Origin of the sequence: Pseudomonas sp. KNUC1026 (assembly GCF_021650705.1) — a bacterium.
Classification (GTDB): domain Bacteria; phylum Pseudomonadota; class Gammaproteobacteria; order Pseudomonadales; family Pseudomonadaceae; genus Aquipseudomonas.
In genome coordinates this window covers 1,348,809-1,364,281 of sequence record NZ_CP087138.1, presented here as the reverse complement: position 1 = coordinate 1,364,281, position 15,473 = coordinate 1,348,809, and the positions used below count along the sequence as shown (strand labels likewise).

Here is a 15,473-nt window from a genome sequence, read left to right as displayed (position 1 = left end):
GGTTTAGCAAAGCGGCTTTACCGCTCGCTTACGAAATTCTTGGTTTCGGTTTTGAAACATGTGAGGTGCGTAGCCCGTTGCACGTCGTCCGGCGAGCCGGCCTCCCACAGAAGCAGCCTTAGGTGATCTAGCTGCTTTTGTGGGAGGCCGGCTCGCCGGACGCCGTGTAACGGGCGATGTGCAACGTACAGGCCCGCCTTACTTCAGAACCGCCAACGCAGCCTCGTAATCGGGCTCTTGCTTGATCTCCGGCACCAGCTCGCTGTGCAACACCACATCGTTCTCGTCCAGCACCACCACTGCGCGGGCAGTGAGGCCGGCGATCGGGCCGCTGGCGATAGCCACGCCGTAACCTTCAAGGAAACCAGGGTTACGGAAGGTCGACAGGTTCACCACGTTCTCCAGCCCTTCGGCGCCGCAGAAGCGCTTCTGCGCGAACGGCAGGTCGGCCGAAACGCACAGCACCACGGTGTTGGCCACTGCGTTTGCCTGGGCGTTGAATTTGCGCACGGAGGTGGCGCAGGTGGGGGTGTCGACGCTTGGGAAGATGTTCAGCACTTTGCGCTTGCCGGCGAAATCGGCCAGGGTCTTGTCGACCAGGTCGCCGGCGGTGAGGGTGAACGCAGGTGCCTTGGCGCCTTTTTGCGGGAACGCGCCCTTGATCTCGATGGGGTTGCCGCCTCGGTGACGTTAGCCATGTGAACCGTCCTACTCGGGAAGATGGAAAGAGCGCCGAGTTAATCACGAAATCCGGCAAGCAGCCATTCACATTGCCGGTGCGAGAAACCGCTGCACCGCCTCGGCAAACACCTGCGGCTGGTCCGCCATGATGAAGTGATAGCTGTTGCGGATGCGCACCCGCTTCAACCCCACCAGCCCCTGGTACTGCGCGGCCCACAGCGCATCGACCTCGTCGGCCGGGCGGCCGGCGTCGGCATAGAGCGCGGTGACCGGCAGCTGCATGGCGGCAAGGCCGGGGCGCACGTCGGCCAGCATGGTTTCCTTGAGCGCTGCTGCCAGGGCGTGGCGATCGCTGGCCTGTGCCCAGCCGACGATCTGCGCCTGGGTGAACGGCGACAGGCTCAGGCCTTGGGCAACCCGGGCCTGGCGCTGGCGGAAAGTCGCCTCGTCCAGGCTGAGCACTTCCTGCGCCGCGCGCTCGGCCGCAGGGCGCGCATCCTCGACGGTTTGCGCGCCGAACAAGGCGCTGTAGAACGGCAGGGTATCGACCGTCATCAACCGGCCGACTTCGTCGGGGTAAGCCTGGGCCAGCATCAACCCGCACAACCCGCCCATCGAATGGCCAATGATCGCCGGGTGATCCAGCTGCTGCTCGCGGATATAGCCGGCCAACGCCTCGACCGCCGGCTGCAGGAACGGGCCATCGCCGTAAGCCCAGGGCTCGCCGGCAAAACCGGCCAGTTGCACCAGGTGCACACGGTGGCCCGCCTGCAGTTGAGCGGCCAGGCCGTCCCATACCTCTCGGCCGCTGGCAAGGCCCGGGATCAGGATCACGTCCGGCCCTTGCCCACGCACCTGAACGCTCAAACGCGCCTCACCCTGCGCAGCATTGGCCACGCTCCACCCGCACAACATCAGAGCGCCGAGCAGCGCTGCCCACCATTTCTTCATCGCTATACCGTTGATTTGCAAGGCCCGGCGCAGCATACCCGGCGCTGCGCGGCGCCGATAGAGCTGTTCGATAGGCTTATCGGAACAAGCGATTGGACGCCTCACCGGCGCGCGCGTAGCCTGTCGAACATCGGGCCGCAGCGCGTTTGTCGCGGCCTCAAACCGCAAGAGGCGTGCATGCCCCAGGCCACTCTGACCGACAGCTTCGCCCGCAAGGTCGACTACCTGCGCATCTCGGTTACCGACCGCTGCGATTTCCGCTGCGTGTACTGCATGGCCGAGACCATGCAGTTCCTCCCGCGCCAGCAGGTGCTGAGCCTGGAAGAAATCGAGGCCATGGCGCGCGCGTTCGTCGATCTTGGTACCCGCAAGATCCGCCTCACCGGCGGCGAGCCGCTGGTGCGCCAGGGCGTGGTGGGGTTGTGCAGCCGCATCGCTGCCCTCCCCGGCCTTCAGGAGCTGTGCATGACCAGCAATGGCTCGCAACTGGGCCGCCTGGCTGCGCCGCTGTTCGATGCTGGCGTCACTCGCCTTAACATCAGCCTCGACAGCCTGCGCGCCGATCGCTTCAAGGCACTCACCCGTACCGGCGAGCTTGACCAGGTACTGGCGGGCATAGACGCCGCTCGCGCGGCGGGTTTCGAACGTACCAAGCTCAATTGTGTGGTGATGAAAGGCCGCAACGATGACGAGATACTCGACCTGGTCGATTTCGCCGTGGAGCGCGAGCTGGACATCAGCTTCATCGAAGAAATGCCCTTGGGCCAGATCAGCGAGCACAGCCGCGCCGAGGCGTTCTTTTCCAGTGACCAGGTGCGCGAACGGATCGCCGAGCGCTACAGCCTGTTACCCTCCACCGAAACCACTCAGGGGCCCTCGCGCTACTGGCGCACGGCCGAAGCGCCGGGCAGCCGCATCGGCTTCATCTCACCGCACAGCCACAACTTCTGCGCCACCTGCAACCGCGTACGGCTGACCGTCGAAGGCCGGCTGCTGCTGTGCCTTGGCAACGAGCACTCGGCGGATCTCAAAGCAGTGCTGCGCGCCAACCCCGGCCAGCCGGAGAAGCTTGAGAAAGCTATCCGCGAGGCCATCGAACGCAAACCCTGGCGGCATGATTTCAAGCTGGACGATCAGGTGCAGATCGTCCGCTTCATGAACATGACTGGCGGGTAGTTCGGCGGGCGGCCTTACGGTGCGGGCTGGAAGGTGCAGCGCACGCCGAGGCTTTCGAGCTCGCGCCAGTACTCGGGGTAGGTTTTGCCGACGCACAACGGGTCTTCGATGGCGATACCGGAAACCTTCAGGCCTGCCAGTGCGAAACACATGGCCATGCGGTGGTCGGAATGAGTGTCGATGCGCGCGCTGACCTGCGAGCCGGCCAATGCCGGATCGGCTTCAACGATCAGGTCGTCACCTTCCACTCGCGAAAGGCCCGGGCGTATGGCGTTCAGGCCGTCGTGCAGGGCCTGCACGCGGTCGCATTCTTTCACTCGCAGGTTGGCCAGTCGGGTGAAGCGCACAGGCGTTTCGTTGAAGGCGGCAAGCACCGCCAGTGTGGGAATGGCGTCCTGCATCTGCGAGCCGTCGATCTCGGCAGCCATGCGCGGGAACTGCGAAATGAACTGCTGCGCGCGGGCATCCGGCTGGGTGAAGGCATCGTTGGCAACGCCCAGATCGATGCGCCCGCCAGTGAGCACCTCGGCGGCCCACAGGTAGGTGGCAGCAGAGGCGTCGGGCTCGATCAGGTAGTCGGTCGCGCGGTAGCCGGTGGGCTGCACGCGCCAGGTCACCTCATCGATCATCTGCACCTGCGCACCAAAGGCCTGCATGGCCGCCAGGGTCAGGTCCACATAGCCGCGGGCGCCGATGTCCTTGCCGGTCAGCGCCACGTCAACCGGCGCCTGGCCGCAAGCGGCAAGCATCAGCAACGCAGACACGTACTGGCTGGACAGCCCGCCGTCGATCTCGAACCGCGTGGCGGCCAACTGGCCGTTGCCGCGCACTGTGACCGGCGGGCAGCCGGTGGGGCTGCTGGCATCCACACCCCCTGCGCGAAGCGCGTCGAGCAAAGGCCCGATCGGGCGCTTGTGCATGTAATGGTCGCCATCGAGCACCACGTCACCTGCAACCGTGGCTACCGCTGCCGTGAGAAAGCGCACGGCGGTGCCGGCGTTGCCCAGGAACAGCGGCTCGGCCGGGGCCTGAAGTTGCCCGCTGCTGGTGACCACGAACGTGGTGGCATCGGGCTCTTCGATGGTTACGCCCATCTGCCGCAGGGCCGTGGACATGTGCCGGGTATCGTCGCTCTTGAGCGCGCCGGTCAGGCGGCTGGTGCCCCTGGCCAGCGCAGCCAGCAACAGCGCGCGGTTGGTGATGGACTTCGAGCCCGGGGGTGCCACGCGGCCTTCCAGTGCCCGGCCGGGCGGTGTGACGGTAACGGTGGCGGGCGCGGTCATGGCAATTCTCCGGAAAATCAGCGCGGGCAAAGGGCCGGTATCATGCCACGGCTCAGGTGGCTGGCACCATGCGTCGCACCAGGCGCGAACCGAATACGTTCACCAGCAGCCCAAGCATCACCAGCGCCCCACCCCACCATTGCAGGGCCGACAAGCGCTCCCCAACAGCAATGCGGCACTGGCCAGGCCCACCACCGGCACCAGCAGCGAAAACGGTGCCACCTTGCCGGCCGGGTAGCGCGACAACAGCCGGCTCCACAGGCCGTAGCCAAGCATGGTGGCGATCACCGCCAGGTACAGCAGCGCCAGGATCGACGACCAGCCGATGTTGAGCAGCGCATGGGCGATGCGCTCTGGGCCATCGAAGTACCAGGAGAGCGCCAGGAATGGCAGTGGTGGCACCGCCGCGCCCCAGATCACCAGCCCCATCAGATTGACCTGGCCGAAGCGCCGGGTCAGTACGTTGCCCATCGCCCAGGACGCACCACCGCACAGTGTGAGTATCACTGCGACCAACGGCGTCGCCTGGCCGCCGTGTTGCAGGCCGATCAACGCCAGGCCGCCTGCGGCGATGAGCAAGCCCAGCACACTGGCCGCGCGCAGGCGTTCGCCGAGAAAGGCCGCGGCGAAAATCAGCGTGAAGAAGGCCTGGGACTGCAACACCAGCGATGCCAGCCCTGGCGGCATGCCATGGGCCATGGCCTCGAACAGGAACGCGAACTGGCCCAGCGAGATGGTCGCTCCGTAAGCGATCAGCCAGCGCCAGGGCAACTGCGGGCGGCGCACGAAAAACATCGCCGGGAACGCTACCAAGGCAAAACGAAGGGCCCCCAGCAGCATCGGCGGCAAGCCGTCCAGGCCTACCTTGATCACCACGAAATTCACGCCCCAGGCGACGATCACCACCAATGCCCACATCAGGTCCCGCGGTGCCATCCCCTGCTCCTTGATCATCTTCGTCCCCATCCAATGACTGTTGGTCGGCTCGCTGAAACCAGCCAACCGGCGCTCCGGTCGACTGTTACAGCGTGGGCGCCAAGGCAAATGTTACGGGGTATGACCTTGCACTGCCACGTTTCACATAAGGTTATTCCCTGCGAGGAACGCACATGATCGGAATCGTGATACCTGCCCATAACGAACAAGCCTGCCTCGACCGCTGCCTGCAAAGCGTACTTGCAGCAGCCGCCCACCCGCTGCTGGGTGGCGAGCCGGTGCAAGTGATGGTGGTTCTGGACGACTGCACTGATGCCTCCCTGGCGATTTGCGAGCAACACCCTGTGCAGGTGCTGGAGGTCAGCGTACGCAATGTTGGCGCAGCCCGTGCTGCCGGCGCTCGTTCACTGATCGACGCCGGCGCCCGCTGGCTGGCCTGCACCGACGCAGACAGTACCGTGCCATTGGACTGGCTGGCCGCTCAACTCGCGCATCAGGCAGATGCGGTGTGCGGCGTGGTCGAGGTGGACGACTGGAGCCCGCACCATGCTCAGGTGCGCGCTCGCTATGAGGCGGCCTACCGCGACCTCGATGGCCACAGCCACATCCACGGTGCCAACCTGGGCGTCACCAGCGTTGCGTATCTGCAGGCAGGCGGTTTCCCCGCACTGGCGTGCCATGAAGACGTACATCTGGTACGCGCCCTGGAAGCCCAGGGCTCCCGAATCGCCTGGAGCCGCTCGGTGCGTGTACGCACCAGCGCTCGTGTGGACTTCCGCGCTCAAGGCGGCTTCGGCAGTTATCTGCAAAGCCTGAGCGAAGGTGCATGAATGTCATTACCCTCGCCCACGGCCGTGAACGGGCCCTGGCCAACCTGATTGCCGGCCTGGAGCGGCAAACGCTGGTGCCGGAGGCGCTATGGGTAGTACACATGAACGAGGCACCACGCGAGCATCACGCGCAGGGTTTCCCGATTTACACACGGCGAGTGGACAGCGCCGATGGCCTGCCGCTCGCTGCCGCACGCAATCAGGCGCTGGCCATTGACCCAGCAAGCGCCTGGGCGTTTCTGGATGTCGACTGCATCCCGATGCCAGGCTGGCTGGCCGCTTACCGTGAGGCGCTGCGCGAGCGGCCCGATGCATTGCAGTTGGGCCAGGTTCGCTACCTCCCACGGGATGCCCAGTTGAACGGATCGCATGGCGATGCGTTGCAACGACAGGCAGTCGCTCACCCATTAGCCACCTACCGCCCGGCAGCAGGCGGCGAGGTGCCGTATCCACTGTTCTGGTCGTTGAATTTTGCGGTAATGGGCCCGGTGCTCGAGCACATGGGCGGTTTCGACGAGGGCTACTGTGGCTATGGCGCGGAAGATACCGACTTTGCCTTCAATGCTCGTGAGCTCGGCGTGCCGTTGCTGGCCTGCGAGGCGCTGGCATTGCACCAGTACCATCCGGTATGGCGCCCGCCCCTCAACCACTTCGAAGCGATCGTGGCCAATGCTCGGCGCTTCAGGCAACGCTGGGGAGAGTGGCCCATGAGGGATTGGCTGGAGGCCTTCGCGGAACTCGAGTTGATCCGGCTGGGCAGTGACACACTGGACATACTGCGCGCCCCGACACCGGAGCAGGTGCTCGCGGCGCGGGACGATTCGGGGCGCGGCTTCTCAGCCGGCCAGGCCCACGTAGACGTTCTGCACGTCATCGTGGCCATCGATCGCATCCAGAAAGGCTTCGACTTCCGCCAGCTTCTCTTCATCACCCAGGGTGACCGGGTTTTTCGGCACGTAGCCAATCTTGGCGGAGATGACCGTGAAGCCCTGCTCAGGCAGCGCCTTCTGCACCGCATCAAGGTCAGTGGTGTCGGTGATGAACAGGGTCGCACCCTCTTCGGCCGGCTCGAAATCCTGGGCACCCGCTTCGATGGCGGCCATTTCGGGGTCGGCATCGTCACCCGCCGGGGTGGCTTCGATCAGGCCGACGTGGTTGAAATCCCAGGACACCGAGCCCTCAGCGCCCAACTGACCCTTGCGGAACAGCACGCGGATCTCGGCAACGGTGCGGTTGACGTTGTCGGTCAGGCACTCGACGATCAGCGGCACCTGATGCGGCGCGAAGCCTTCGTACTTGACCAGGGTGTACTGCACGGTTTCGCCCGACAGGCCGGCGCCCTTCTTGATCGCGCGCTCCAGCGTATCGCGCGGCATCGAAGCCTTTTTGGCCTGCTCCACCACCAGGCGCAGACGGGCGTTCATTTCAGGGTCGGCACCGCCGCGCGCGGCGATCTGCAGCTCCTTGGCCAGCTTGCCGAAAATACGCCCCTTGGCGTTGGCCGCTGCCTCTCTGTGTTTAGCTTTCCACTGTGCGCCCATGGCTGTTTCTCTGATTCACTGTACGAAAGCGCCGGCACACGCTGCCGGCGCGGTGGCGAAAGTCTATACGGCCTTGGCGGCGCAATCGACCCCATCGGTGCCCGGCACTGCCAATTCAAGGAAGGTGCGCACCAGGCGCAGGCTGCGGTAGCGATCCAGGCACGCCAGCATGTGCGGTGCCAGCGGCGCCAGCCCCCTCAGCAGCACGGTGGCTAGCCGCACGTCCTGGCCAGTCTCGCCCGACAGCACCACCCCGATCCCCAGCCCGGCGGCGACTGCTTCGGCAACCGCTTCCCGGCTGCCCAGTTCCAGCGCCGCCGAGAGCGGCAGGTTGGCCTCGGTGCAGGCGGCCTCGAACGCGTGGCGGGTGACGGAACCGGCCTCGCGAAGCAGCAAAGGCTGGCCGGCGAGCTCTGCCAGATCGACAGAGGCACGCTGTGCCCATGGGTGGCCGGCCGGCAGCAGCAACAGCAGGCGCGAGCACCCGAGGGCCTGCAGATACAAGCCTTTGCGCGGTGTTGCCGCGGTCGTCAGCGCGATATCTGCGCGCTCGTCGAGCACCGCTTCCAGCGCCTGGCGGGCATTGCCCAGCTCAAGGCGCAAGGCAACGCCTGGGTGCCGCTCGCGCATGCGTGCCAGCAGCGGCATGGCCTGCTGAGGGCTGTCGGCGAACAGTGTCAGTTGCCCCGCCAATGCCTGGCGGCGCTCCTGCAGCCAGGTTTCGGCCTCCTCGGCGAGCCCGAACAGAGCGCGGGTGATACTCGCCAAATGCTCGCCCTCGGCGGTCAAGCTGACCCGGCCGGGCCCACGCCGCAGCAGCCGCACCTGATAATGCGATTCCAGCGCTTTGACGTGGCCGGTGATAGCTGGCTGGCTGATGAAGAGCTTTTCGGCAGCGCGGGTGAAGCTGCCCTCGCGAGCCACAGCATCGAACGCACGCAACTGAAACAGGTTGAGCATCGGTCAGGCCTTTTGCAGTTGCCGCGCCGGCGCGCCGTAGTAAAGGGCGCAGGCCAGCCCCACCACTCCCATCACTGCGCAGTAGGCTACGCACACCCAGGGCGATGAAGGCGCCAGCGCCAGCAATGCCAGCGGTGTGAGGCTTGCCCACAGTGCATAGGCCAGGTTGTAGGTCAGAGAAATGCCCGAGACCCGCACTCGCGCCGGAAACAGCCCGACCATCAGCGAAGGCACCACCCCCACCACGCCGCAGCACAGGCCGGCTACCGCGTAGGCCAGCCCTGCCCAGCCCCAGCCGCCGATCAGGTTGCCGTAGAGCGCCGCCATGCCCAATGGCAGCAACAGGCTGTAGAGCGCCAAGGCACGCCAGGGGCCGACGCGGTCCACCAGCAACCCGGCCAGCACGCAGCCGATATTCAGGAACACGATGCCCAGGCTGCTCAACGCAAAACTCTCGCTGGCCGGGTAGCCAAACCGCTGCTGCAATAATGTTGGCGTCAGCACCACCAACACCACCACCGCGCTGGTGAGCACACAGGTAAGCAGCGCCGCCGGCAGCAAGGCAGGCCGATGGTCACGCAGCACCTGCGCCAGCGGCAATGCCGGTTGCGCCTGCTGCCGTTCGCCCAGGGCAATGAAAATCGGCGTTTCCGCCAGGTAGCGACGCAGCCACACACCAAACAGCCCGAACACCCCGCCCAGCAGAAACGGCAAGCGCCAGCCGTGATCCAGCAACTGCTCCTGGCTCATGTTGCGCGCCACCGCCGTGGCGACCAACGCGCCGATCAGGTAGCCGAACGTCAGCCCGGCCTGCAACATGCCCAGTGCGTACCCGCGGCGCTGCGCGGGCACGTGCTCGGCCACGAATACCCAGGCGCTGGGCACCTCGCCACCGACCGCCGCGCCCTGCAGCACACGCAGGCCCAGCAGCATCAAGGGCGCTGCGTAGCCGATCTGCGCGTAGGTCGGCATCAGCCCGATGATCAGGCACGGCAGCGCCATCATCAGGATGCTCAGGCTGAAGACTCGCTTGCGGCCCAGGCGGTCGGCGAAGTGCGCCATGAGGATGCCGCCCAGCGGCCGCGCCAGGTAACCGGTGACGAAGATGCCGAAGCTCTGCAGCAGGCGAAGCCACTCAGGCATGTGCGGCGGAAAGAACAACTGGCTCAGGGTGACAGCGAAAAAGACGAAGATGATGAAATCGTAGATTTCCAGTGCGCCGCCCAGGGCGGCCAGGCCCAGGGTCTTGTGGTCGGCGCGGCTCAAGGTCAGGGGCAGCGAAGTGGCAGGCATGGCATGGCTCGCAATGGCGCTGGCAGGTGCGCCGTCGGCAAAGGGGCGCAGGATACCAGACTCCCCTGCGCTCAGCCGAAACGCGCCAGCAGGAACTCGACGAAGCTGCGCACTGCGGGCGAGCGGTAGCGTGCCTGCGGGTAGACTACGCCCAGCGGACGGCGCAGCTCGCGGCCGGGGAACAGCATCCGAAGTCGCCCGGCCTGCACATCGGCCGCTACCAGAAAATCCGGCTGCAAGATGATCCCCAACCCCTGCAAGGCCGCCTGGCGCAGCGCCTGGCCGTGGTTGATGCGCAGCCGGCCGGAGGGCAGCGCTGCCGCCGGCAACCCCCATTGCTCTCGCCATTGGGCGATGGGCAGCGGGTCGAAACCGAGGCACTGGTGGCTGCCCAGTGCATCGAGGTCGGCTGGCTCGCCGTGTTCGGCCAGATACGCAGGTGAGGCGCAACACACCACCCGATATGGCCTCAACGGGCGCGCAACCAGGGATGAGTCGCTCAGCGTGCCGATGCGTACCGCTACATCCACGCGCTCCTCCACCAGGTCCACGACGCGGTCGGTCAGGTCCAGCTCAAGGCTCACTTGCGGGTACTGCCGAAGGTAATCGCCGAGTGCGGGCGTGAGGCCGTAGCTGCCGAACGACAAGGGCGCCGACACCCGCAGCGGGCCAGCAGGCGCCAGGCGTTGGCTGGCCGCCTGCAAGTCGGTGTCGTCTATCAGGGCCAGAATTTCACGGCAGCGCGCCAGGTAGTCCTGTCCAAACGCCGTCAGCTGCTGGCGGCGGGTGGTGCGCACCAGCAACTGCAGGCCGAGGTGATGCTCCAGTGCTCGCAGGTGATTGCCGGCCATGCTCGGTGACATTCCGCCTGCCTGGGCTGCGCGAGCCAGGCTGCCGTATTCGGCGATAAGAACGAAGACACGCATGCTTTCAAGCCGGTCCATTGCGCAGCCTCAGTGCATGATCAAAGCAGTGATTGCCGGTTTATCGCATGGAAGTGCGCATTCAAGCTAGCGCCTGGTCACCCCTACTGCCCTGGAGGCTCCATGGACCTGCAACTGAATAACCGCGCTGCCTTGATCACCGGCGCAAGCACTGGCATTGGCGCCGGCGTCGCTGAAGTACTTGCCACGCAAGGCGTACGCATCGCTATCAGCGCGCGGCGCGGCGAATGGCTCGAGCGCCTGGCCGACCGTATCGAAGCGGCCGGCGGGCATCGGCCTCACGTGCTGCCCGCTGATATCTGCGACCCTTCACAGGTAGCACACCTTGCCGAGCAGGCGCAGGCGGTACTAGGCCAGGTGGATATCCTGGTCAACACTGCGGGCGGTACGCGGCCGACGTCACTGGGCGCAGGCGATGCCTTCTGGGACGAAGCACTGAACCTGAACTTCCACGCCGGCCGGCGGTTGACGCAGGCCCTGCTGCCGGCCATGCGTGAGCGCCGCTACGGCCGCGTACTGAATTTCAGCGGCAGCATGGAGCCGCGCCAGGTCAATGCCGCCACTGCCGCCAAAGCGGCCATTCAGGTGTGGGCCAAGGGTTTGGCCTGCGAGGTCGCAAGCGACGGGGTTACGGTCAATACGATCTCCCGGGCGTATCAACAGCGAGCAGATCCTGGAGCGCGTTCACCCGACCGAAGAGGCACGCCAGGCCTTCATCGCACGGCACATCCCGATCGGTTACTTCGGCGACCCGGAAGACATCGGCTATCTGGTAGCTTTTCTCGCTTCACCGCTTGCGCGATACATCACCGGTGAAGTAATCGCGGTAGACGGCGGCATGCACGCTTTCGCCCACTAGCCGAACCACAGATCGGAGCGCCAGTCTCACGTTGTACATTCGCCACCGGACACTCTGATGCGAACCTTGTTGGCTGTGAGCCTGGCACTGCTGTTGAGCGGTTGCGCGCTGTTCAACCCACGCGACCCCGTCACCGTGAGCGTGGCAGGTATCGACCCGTTGCCCGGCCAGGACCTGGAAGCGCGAATGGCGGTGCACCTTCGCCTGCAGAACCCCAACGACACACCGATCGACTACGACGGCGTGGCGCTGAGCCTGGAAGTCAATGGCCAACCGCTCGCCAGTGGCGTGAGCGACCAGCGTGGGCAGGTGGGGCGCTACGGCGAGGCACTACTGACGGTGCCCGTCAGCATTTCGGCGTTTTCCGTGCTGCGCCAGGCCTTCGGGTTTGCGACCACCACGCCCGCCACGCAAGTGCCTTATGTGCTGCGCGGCAAGCTCTCCGGTGGCCTGCTGGGCACGGTGCGCTTCAAGGAAAGTGGCACGCTGGACAGCAGTGCCTGGAACGGCGCGTGGTAGACGGCCTCAGCGTGAGGCGGCCATCAATTTGTTGACCTCGATGCGCACCATGTCGGCGAGCTCGGGCGGCGACATCTGCTCAAGCTCGGCGCGCACCCACTCTGCCCATTTGCCCTTGCGTCGAGGTTTTTCGCCGATCAGCCGGGCGGCCTCGCCCTTGGCCTTGCCGATGTTGGCTTTCCAGCTCTCGAACGCGCGGGCTTTGTCTTGCTCGATGGTCTGGCGCTCTTCGAAGCTGAGGTTGGCCAGGTTGAAACTCATTGCCGTGCACCTGTTCATGTTCGCGGCCCGCCAGTGTAAAGGAATCTGCAACTTTCGAAAGCGGCCAGACTCCATTGCCCAAGTGCTGCATTTTTCGCCATCAAGGAGAACACCATGGCTCGTAAAGCATCCACGGCATCGGTCGAGGAACAGATCAAAGATCAAGCCTTCAGCGAACTGGCTTCGTTGATTACCGAATCGGAAAAGCTGCTCAAGGATAGCGCAGCGTTGGTAGGCGATGAAGCCGAGAGCCTGCGCGACCAGCTGACACAAAAACTGCGCAAGGCGCGTGAGTCGGTCGATGGCGTACGCGGCAAGGCGCAACCGGTACTGGAAGCGACCCAGGACTACATCGGTGGCCATCCATTGCAGACCGTTGCCCTGGCTGCAGGCTTCGGGCTGGTGATCGGCCTGTTGCTGGGCCGCCGCTGATACGCCTTCAATCCGGGCTTCGCAGCCCGGATTGACGCTTGCCAACCAAGCTGACGAGATTTTTACCTGCAAAAAGTGCAGGTTTTCCCTCTCTCGTGCGTCCTTACCTGTAACAGCGCATCTTCACTGATGCCCACACAGCGACCAAGGAGCCTTCAATGCACGATGCATTACCCGACGCCGCACTCGCGCCCCACACTGCTCGATCCGCTTCAGGGCCAGCAGCCCACGGCAACGATCAGATCAAGGCCATGCTGCGGCACTTTGGCCTGCGCACCAGCCTGATCCGGCTGAAAGTCATAGACACGCTGCTGCAAGCCCACCACGAAGGTGCACGCATCGGCGTACGCGGTGTCCACGGCCGCCTGGATTGCGAGCAGCTTTCGCTGTCGTTCCTGAGCGTGCGAGAAGTGCTCAAGCGCTTGAGCCAGGAACGCTTGTTGACGCTTCACCGGGACAAGACCTTCAGCGTCGCCCCCGAAGTGCTGGATTACCTGGGCGCTGACCGCCTCAACGCTTGACGCGCCGGCGCAGCACGGCATTGGCAAGCACGGTCAGCAGGGCAACGCCGATTGCCAGGTATTTGAACAATTGCTCACTGATCTGGTTGTGAGCCTGCAGCCAACTCAAGCCGAGCATGGTCATCAGAACTACCAGTGCGATCAGCAGGGAGTAGAGCAAACGTTGTTTTTGAGTCATGGGTCAGCCAAGCCTTGCGATGTGTCGTGTTTGTATCGCCCTGCCTACCAGGTCGATACCCGATGGCGGGGACAGCGTGATGTGAATCGGGTCAGATGGTACAGCGTTCCCCTGTGGGTGGGGCACGCATTCATCCTATGAGGGCTTGAGTATCATGTTGCGTCGAATCACCTGGCTGATTCCTGTGTTGATGGTTTCACTGCTCAGCGGTTGCTGGATCTTCATGCCGCCACCCGGTGGCGGTGGGCATGGTGGCCCTGGGGGCGGCGGCGGGCCAGGCGGCCCGGGCGGCGGGCATCCGTTCAATGGAGCTGCGCGCTGACCGGATAGCTTTCCGGCTGTAGCGAGCCTGCGCCAGGCTGCGATGATCGCAGCCCCTGACGCCTGGAACCTCGATCATGCTCGCTCATCCTTTTTACTCGTGCTGGCGTTTGCGGCCAGCTCGCCCTCCCACGCCTCTGACCGCCAGGACGTCCCCGACCGTACCGTGCGGACGTTCGCAAGCCAGGTGGCTGCCAAGGCCAGCAACTTTCAGTGGCAACAGCTCTGGCAGCACGCTCGCAGCAGCGGGCGTTTTCAAAAGGCCGGCATGCAGCCGCGCTTCACCGTGCCGCAGCGTGAACTTCCCGCCCTGGCCCGGCAGGTACTGGCCGCACCGGATCGGATGGTGCGCAAGCATACCGGGCAGGCCGCACTGCGCAAGGACTTCGCGCCGCAAGTGATCGGCCTGGTGGGCAACGAACCGGCCAGCGGGCTTTGCCTGACCCTTGGCTGGCACGGGCTTATGGCCACACCCCACACCATCGGGCTGGAGCCTCTGGAACAAGCCACTCTGTCGGCCATCGAGCCTTGCTGAGGCATAGAGTTTTCCTACGCAACGCACGTCCCTTTCCGCAGCCCGTCGAGCTATTTACGTCCTGAGCATCCAGCTGGAGAGCCTTCCACAATCTGTGCCTGACTTCAGCCCGGAACAAGGAATCTCTCATGGACGTGAGCCAACTGGAACGGATCGATGTGACCCAACTGCCGCACTCTCTTCAGTTGCTGATCGACTGCATAGGCGTTGAACAGGCCTATCGGCTGACCTGCCTTTTCGGCGGTTGCCCCAAGTACATACCCAAACACCCTGCCCGCACTCAACTGGCCAAGCTGATCCCTGCCGAAACGCTAAAGGCCCTGATCAAACGCTTTGCCGGTGCGGCGCTCGAGATTCCCAAACCGGACCACTTCTTCCGGCAACTGCGCAACCAGCAGATCCTTGCCGAAAGCGACGAGGGATTGTCCCGCACTGCGCTGGCACACAAGTACGGCCTGAGCTTGCGCCAGATCGGAAACATCCGCCGGCTCGATGCGTAAGACGCCCTGACCACCGCCGAACCCGGCATTTCATCCTTCTCAGGAAAAGGACATTCCACACATGATCGACAATTCCCTGATCGGTTCAGTGCTCAACTCACTGCCGATGGACCGCATTTTCAGCACCCCGCTGCACGCGATGATTCAGGCGCAAACCTCTGCCAGCAAGGCCTACGCCGACTTCCTGATGGGGGTCTGCATTCAGGATGGCAAAGCCGTTTCGATCGAATTCGAATACGACGAGGCGATCGTCGACGCCAATGGCGACTATCAGGGCATTGCCACTCGCAAGATGCGCATTCCTCTGCTGGCAGCGGTTTCGCACCCCAACATCGCCATCGAAGAAGGCACCATCGATTTCGAGCTGACCATCGAACAGTTCGCCGAAGACAAATCCGCCACCCAAGGCGGAAGGTTCCATGGAGGCCTCGCTCGGTTGGGGCCCATTCAGCGTCAGCGTCAAAGGCAGCGTGTCCCATTCCAAGGAGCAGACTCGCCGTACGGACACCCGAGCCCGCTACAAGGTCACCACACAGGTGCGCCGCCAGGAGCCACCGGAGGCCATCATGCGTGTGATCGACGCGCTCACCAATGCAGCGATCAAACCCATCACCACCGCGCAAGACAAACCGCTGACCAGCACCGACAAACTCCCGACTGCCGGCGTACTGGGCGCCACCCCTGCCCCATCGACCAATTCCTGATCCCTCTCTGAACCTCCCCCTGCCAGGCCGCTTGCCGCGGCAGGGGCC

At 64.6% G+C, this 15,473-nt stretch carries 18 protein-coding genes and 3 pseudogenes; 10 read left to right on the top strand and 11 right to left on the bottom strand.

Features of this window, described 5'->3' with window-relative positions; all coding sequences use genetic code 11:
• Positions 1-198: 198 nt before the first annotated feature.
• Together tpx and LN139_RS06140 are read right to left on the bottom strand one after the other, a co-directional pair.
• The gene (gene tpx / locus LN139_RS06145) at positions 199-669 is read right to left on the bottom strand and encodes a thiol peroxidase (protein ID WP_442964415.1); all 471 of its coding nucleotides are present in this window, start codon (positions 667-669) and stop codon (positions 199-201) included.
• 96 nt (positions 670-765) lie between these two features.
• Positions 766-1,632, bottom strand: coding sequence for an alpha/beta fold hydrolase (locus LN139_RS06140; RefSeq protein ID WP_236359171.1), 867 nt, complete (start codon positions 1,630-1,632; stop codon positions 766-768).
• Positions 1,633-1,809: 177 nt separating this feature from the next.
• Here LN139_RS06140 and moaA point away from each other — a divergent pair, with 177 nt between their 5' ends.
• Positions 1,810-2,808, top strand: coding sequence for a GTP 3',8-cyclase MoaA (moaA, locus tag LN139_RS06135; protein ID WP_236359170.1), 999 nt, complete (start codon positions 1,810-1,812; stop codon positions 2,806-2,808).
• A gap of 14 nt (positions 2,809-2,822) precedes the next feature.
• Here the strand turns inward: moaA and aroA are convergent, their stop codons facing one another.
• Positions 2,823-4,091, bottom strand: a complete 1,269-nt coding sequence (gene aroA, locus LN139_RS06130) for a 3-phosphoshikimate 1-carboxyvinyltransferase (protein WP_236359169.1) — start codon at positions 4,089-4,091, stop codon at positions 2,823-2,825.
• 52 nt (positions 4,092-4,143) lie between these two features.
• Positions 4,144-5,027: pseudogene (locus tag LN139_RS06125) on the bottom strand (EamA family transporter).
• A 173-nt stretch (positions 5,028-5,200) separates the two neighbouring features.
• Here LN139_RS06125 and LN139_RS06120 point away from each other — a divergent pair.
• Positions 5,201-5,857, top strand: a complete 657-nt coding sequence (locus LN139_RS06120; protein WP_236359168.1) for a glycosyltransferase — start codon at positions 5,201-5,203, stop codon at positions 5,855-5,857.
• An 86-nt stretch (positions 5,858-5,943) separates the two neighbouring features.
• On the opposite strand, the gene LN139_RS06115 is transcribed toward LN139_RS06120, so the two are convergent.
• From LN139_RS06115 to LN139_RS06095, 5 genes are all read right to left on the bottom strand, one after another.
• Complete coding sequence (locus LN139_RS06115; protein WP_236359167.1) at positions 5,944-6,261, bottom strand: hypothetical protein; 318 nt, start codon at positions 6,259-6,261, stop codon at positions 5,944-5,946.
• Between the two features lie 432 nt (positions 6,262-6,693).
• Complete coding sequence (locus LN139_RS06110) at positions 6,694-7,398, bottom strand: YebC/PmpR family DNA-binding transcriptional regulator (RefSeq protein ID WP_236359166.1); 705 nt, start codon at positions 7,396-7,398, stop codon at positions 6,694-6,696.
• Between the two features lie 63 nt (positions 7,399-7,461).
• Complete coding sequence (locus LN139_RS06105; RefSeq protein WP_236359165.1) at positions 7,462-8,358, bottom strand: LysR family transcriptional regulator; 897 nt, start codon at positions 8,356-8,358, stop codon at positions 7,462-7,464.
• A gap of 3 nt (positions 8,359-8,361) precedes the next feature.
• Positions 8,362-9,651: an MFS transporter gene (locus LN139_RS06100; RefSeq protein WP_236359164.1), complete on the bottom strand. Its 1,290-nt coding sequence runs from the start codon at positions 9,649-9,651 to the stop codon at positions 8,362-8,364.
• A gap of 71 nt (positions 9,652-9,722) precedes the next feature.
• Entirely contained in the window at positions 9,723-10,577 is an 855-nt protein-coding gene (locus LN139_RS06095; RefSeq protein ID WP_236359163.1) for a LysR family transcriptional regulator, read from the bottom strand.
• Positions 10,578-10,697: 120 nt separating this feature from the next.
• On the opposite strand from LN139_RS06095, the pseudogene LN139_RS25485 reads away from it, so the two are divergent.
• Both LN139_RS25485 and LN139_RS06080 read left to right on the top strand, forming a co-directional pair.
• Positions 10,698-11,454, top strand: a pseudogene (locus tag LN139_RS25485) (SDR family NAD(P)-dependent oxidoreductase).
• Positions 11,455-11,511: 57 nt separating this feature from the next.
• The gene (locus LN139_RS06080; protein WP_236359162.1) at positions 11,512-11,973 is read left to right on the top strand and encodes an LEA type 2 family protein; all 462 of its coding nucleotides are present in this window, start codon (positions 11,512-11,514) and stop codon (positions 11,971-11,973) included.
• Between the two features lie 6 nt (positions 11,974-11,979).
• Here LN139_RS06080 and LN139_RS06075 read toward each other — a convergent pair whose 3' ends face one another.
• Entirely contained in the window at positions 11,980-12,234 is a 255-nt protein-coding gene (locus LN139_RS06075; RefSeq protein WP_236359161.1) for a hypothetical protein, read from the bottom strand.
• Between the two features lie 114 nt (positions 12,235-12,348).
• Here LN139_RS06075 and LN139_RS06070 point away from each other — a divergent pair, with 114 nt between their 5' ends.
• Together LN139_RS06070 and LN139_RS06065 are read left to right on the top strand one after the other, a co-directional pair.
• Positions 12,349-12,666 carry a DUF883 family protein gene (locus tag LN139_RS06070; protein WP_236359160.1) on the top strand — a complete coding sequence of 106 codons (318 nt, stop codon included), beginning with the start codon at positions 12,349-12,351 and terminating at the stop codon, positions 12,664-12,666.
• Positions 12,667-12,824: 158 nt separating this feature from the next.
• Positions 12,825-13,187, top strand: coding sequence for a fe2+ zn2+ uptake regulation protein (locus tag LN139_RS06065; protein WP_236359159.1), 363 nt, complete (start codon positions 12,825-12,827; stop codon positions 13,185-13,187).
• Here the strand turns inward: LN139_RS06065 and LN139_RS06060 are convergent.
• On the bottom strand, positions 13,177-13,365 hold the full coding sequence (locus LN139_RS06060) for a hypothetical protein (protein WP_236359158.1): 189 nt from the start codon (positions 13,363-13,365) through the stop codon (positions 13,177-13,179). The two genes, LN139_RS06065 and LN139_RS06060, sit on opposite strands and share 11 nt — an antisense overlap.
• A gap of 154 nt (positions 13,366-13,519) precedes the next feature.
• Between LN139_RS06060 and LN139_RS06055 the strand changes: the two genes are divergently transcribed.
• The 4 genes and pseudogenes from LN139_RS06055 to LN139_RS06040 all read left to right on the top strand — a co-directional run bounded on the left by LN139_RS06055 (position 13,520) and on the right by LN139_RS06040 (position 15,425).
• Positions 13,520-13,687 carry a hypothetical protein gene (locus LN139_RS06055; RefSeq protein ID WP_236359157.1) on the top strand — a complete coding sequence of 56 codons (168 nt, stop codon included), beginning with the start codon at positions 13,520-13,522 and terminating at the stop codon, positions 13,685-13,687.
• A 42-nt stretch (positions 13,688-13,729) separates the two neighbouring features.
• Entirely contained in the window at positions 13,730-14,221 is a 492-nt protein-coding gene (locus LN139_RS06050; protein ID WP_236359156.1) for a hypothetical protein, read from the top strand.
• A 128-nt stretch (positions 14,222-14,349) separates the two neighbouring features.
• Complete coding sequence (locus LN139_RS06045) at positions 14,350-14,721, top strand: Mor transcription activator family protein (protein ID WP_236359155.1); 372 nt, start codon at positions 14,350-14,352, stop codon at positions 14,719-14,721.
• A gap of 61 nt (positions 14,722-14,782) precedes the next feature.
• Positions 14,783-15,425, top strand: a pseudogene (locus LN139_RS06040) (DUF2589 domain-containing protein).
• The last annotated feature ends 48 nt before the right edge of the window (positions 15,426-15,473 follow it).

Excerpts from the sequence above, each read along its gene's own strand:
- LN139_RS06075 (WP_236359161.1), bottom strand. The coding sequence starts at position 12,234 with ATGAGTTTCAACCTGGCCAACCTCAGCTTCGAAGAGCGCCAGACCATC.
- LN139_RS06105 (WP_236359165.1), bottom strand. The coding sequence starts at position 8,358 with ATGCTCAACCTGTTTCAGTTGCGTGCGTTCGATGCTGTGGCTCGCGAG.
- LN139_RS06065 (WP_236359159.1), top strand. The coding sequence starts at position 12,825 with ATGCACGATGCATTACCCGACGCCGCACTCGCGCCCCACACTGCTCGA.
- LN139_RS06045 (WP_236359155.1), top strand. The coding sequence starts at position 14,350 with ATGGACGTGAGCCAACTGGAACGGATCGATGTGACCCAACTGCCGCAC.
- LN139_RS06100 (WP_236359164.1), bottom strand. The coding sequence starts at position 9,651 with ATGCCTGCCACTTCGCTGCCCCTGACCTTGAGCCGCGCCGACCACAAG.
- moaA (WP_236359170.1), top strand. The coding sequence starts at position 1,810 with ATGCCCCAGGCCACTCTGACCGACAGCTTCGCCCGCAAGGTCGACTAC.
- LN139_RS06070 (WP_236359160.1), top strand. The coding sequence starts at position 12,349 with ATGGCTCGTAAAGCATCCACGGCATCGGTCGAGGAACAGATCAAAGAT.
- LN139_RS06110 (WP_236359166.1), bottom strand. The coding sequence starts at position 7,398 with ATGGGCGCACAGTGGAAAGCTAAACACAGAGAGGCAGCGGCCAACGCC.
- LN139_RS06080 (WP_236359162.1), top strand. The coding sequence starts at position 11,512 with ATGCGAACCTTGTTGGCTGTGAGCCTGGCACTGCTGTTGAGCGGTTGC.
- LN139_RS06120 (WP_236359168.1), top strand. The coding sequence starts at position 5,201 with ATGATCGGAATCGTGATACCTGCCCATAACGAACAAGCCTGCCTCGAC.
- LN139_RS06140 (WP_236359171.1), bottom strand. The coding sequence starts at position 1,632 with ATGAAGAAATGGTGGGCAGCGCTGCTCGGCGCTCTGATGTTGTGCGGG.
- LN139_RS06050 (WP_236359156.1), top strand. The coding sequence starts at position 13,730 with ATGATCGCAGCCCCTGACGCCTGGAACCTCGATCATGCTCGCTCATCC.
- LN139_RS06095 (WP_236359163.1), bottom strand. The coding sequence starts at position 10,577 with ATGCGTGTCTTCGTTCTTATCGCCGAATACGGCAGCCTGGCTCGCGCA.
- aroA (WP_236359169.1), bottom strand. The coding sequence starts at position 4,091 with ATGACCGCGCCCGCCACCGTTACCGTCACACCGCCCGGCCGGGCACTG.
- LN139_RS06055 (WP_236359157.1), top strand. The coding sequence starts at position 13,520 with ATGTTGCGTCGAATCACCTGGCTGATTCCTGTGTTGATGGTTTCACTG.
- LN139_RS06060 (WP_236359158.1), bottom strand. The coding sequence starts at position 13,365 with ATGACTCAAAAACAACGTTTGCTCTACTCCCTGCTGATCGCACTGGTA.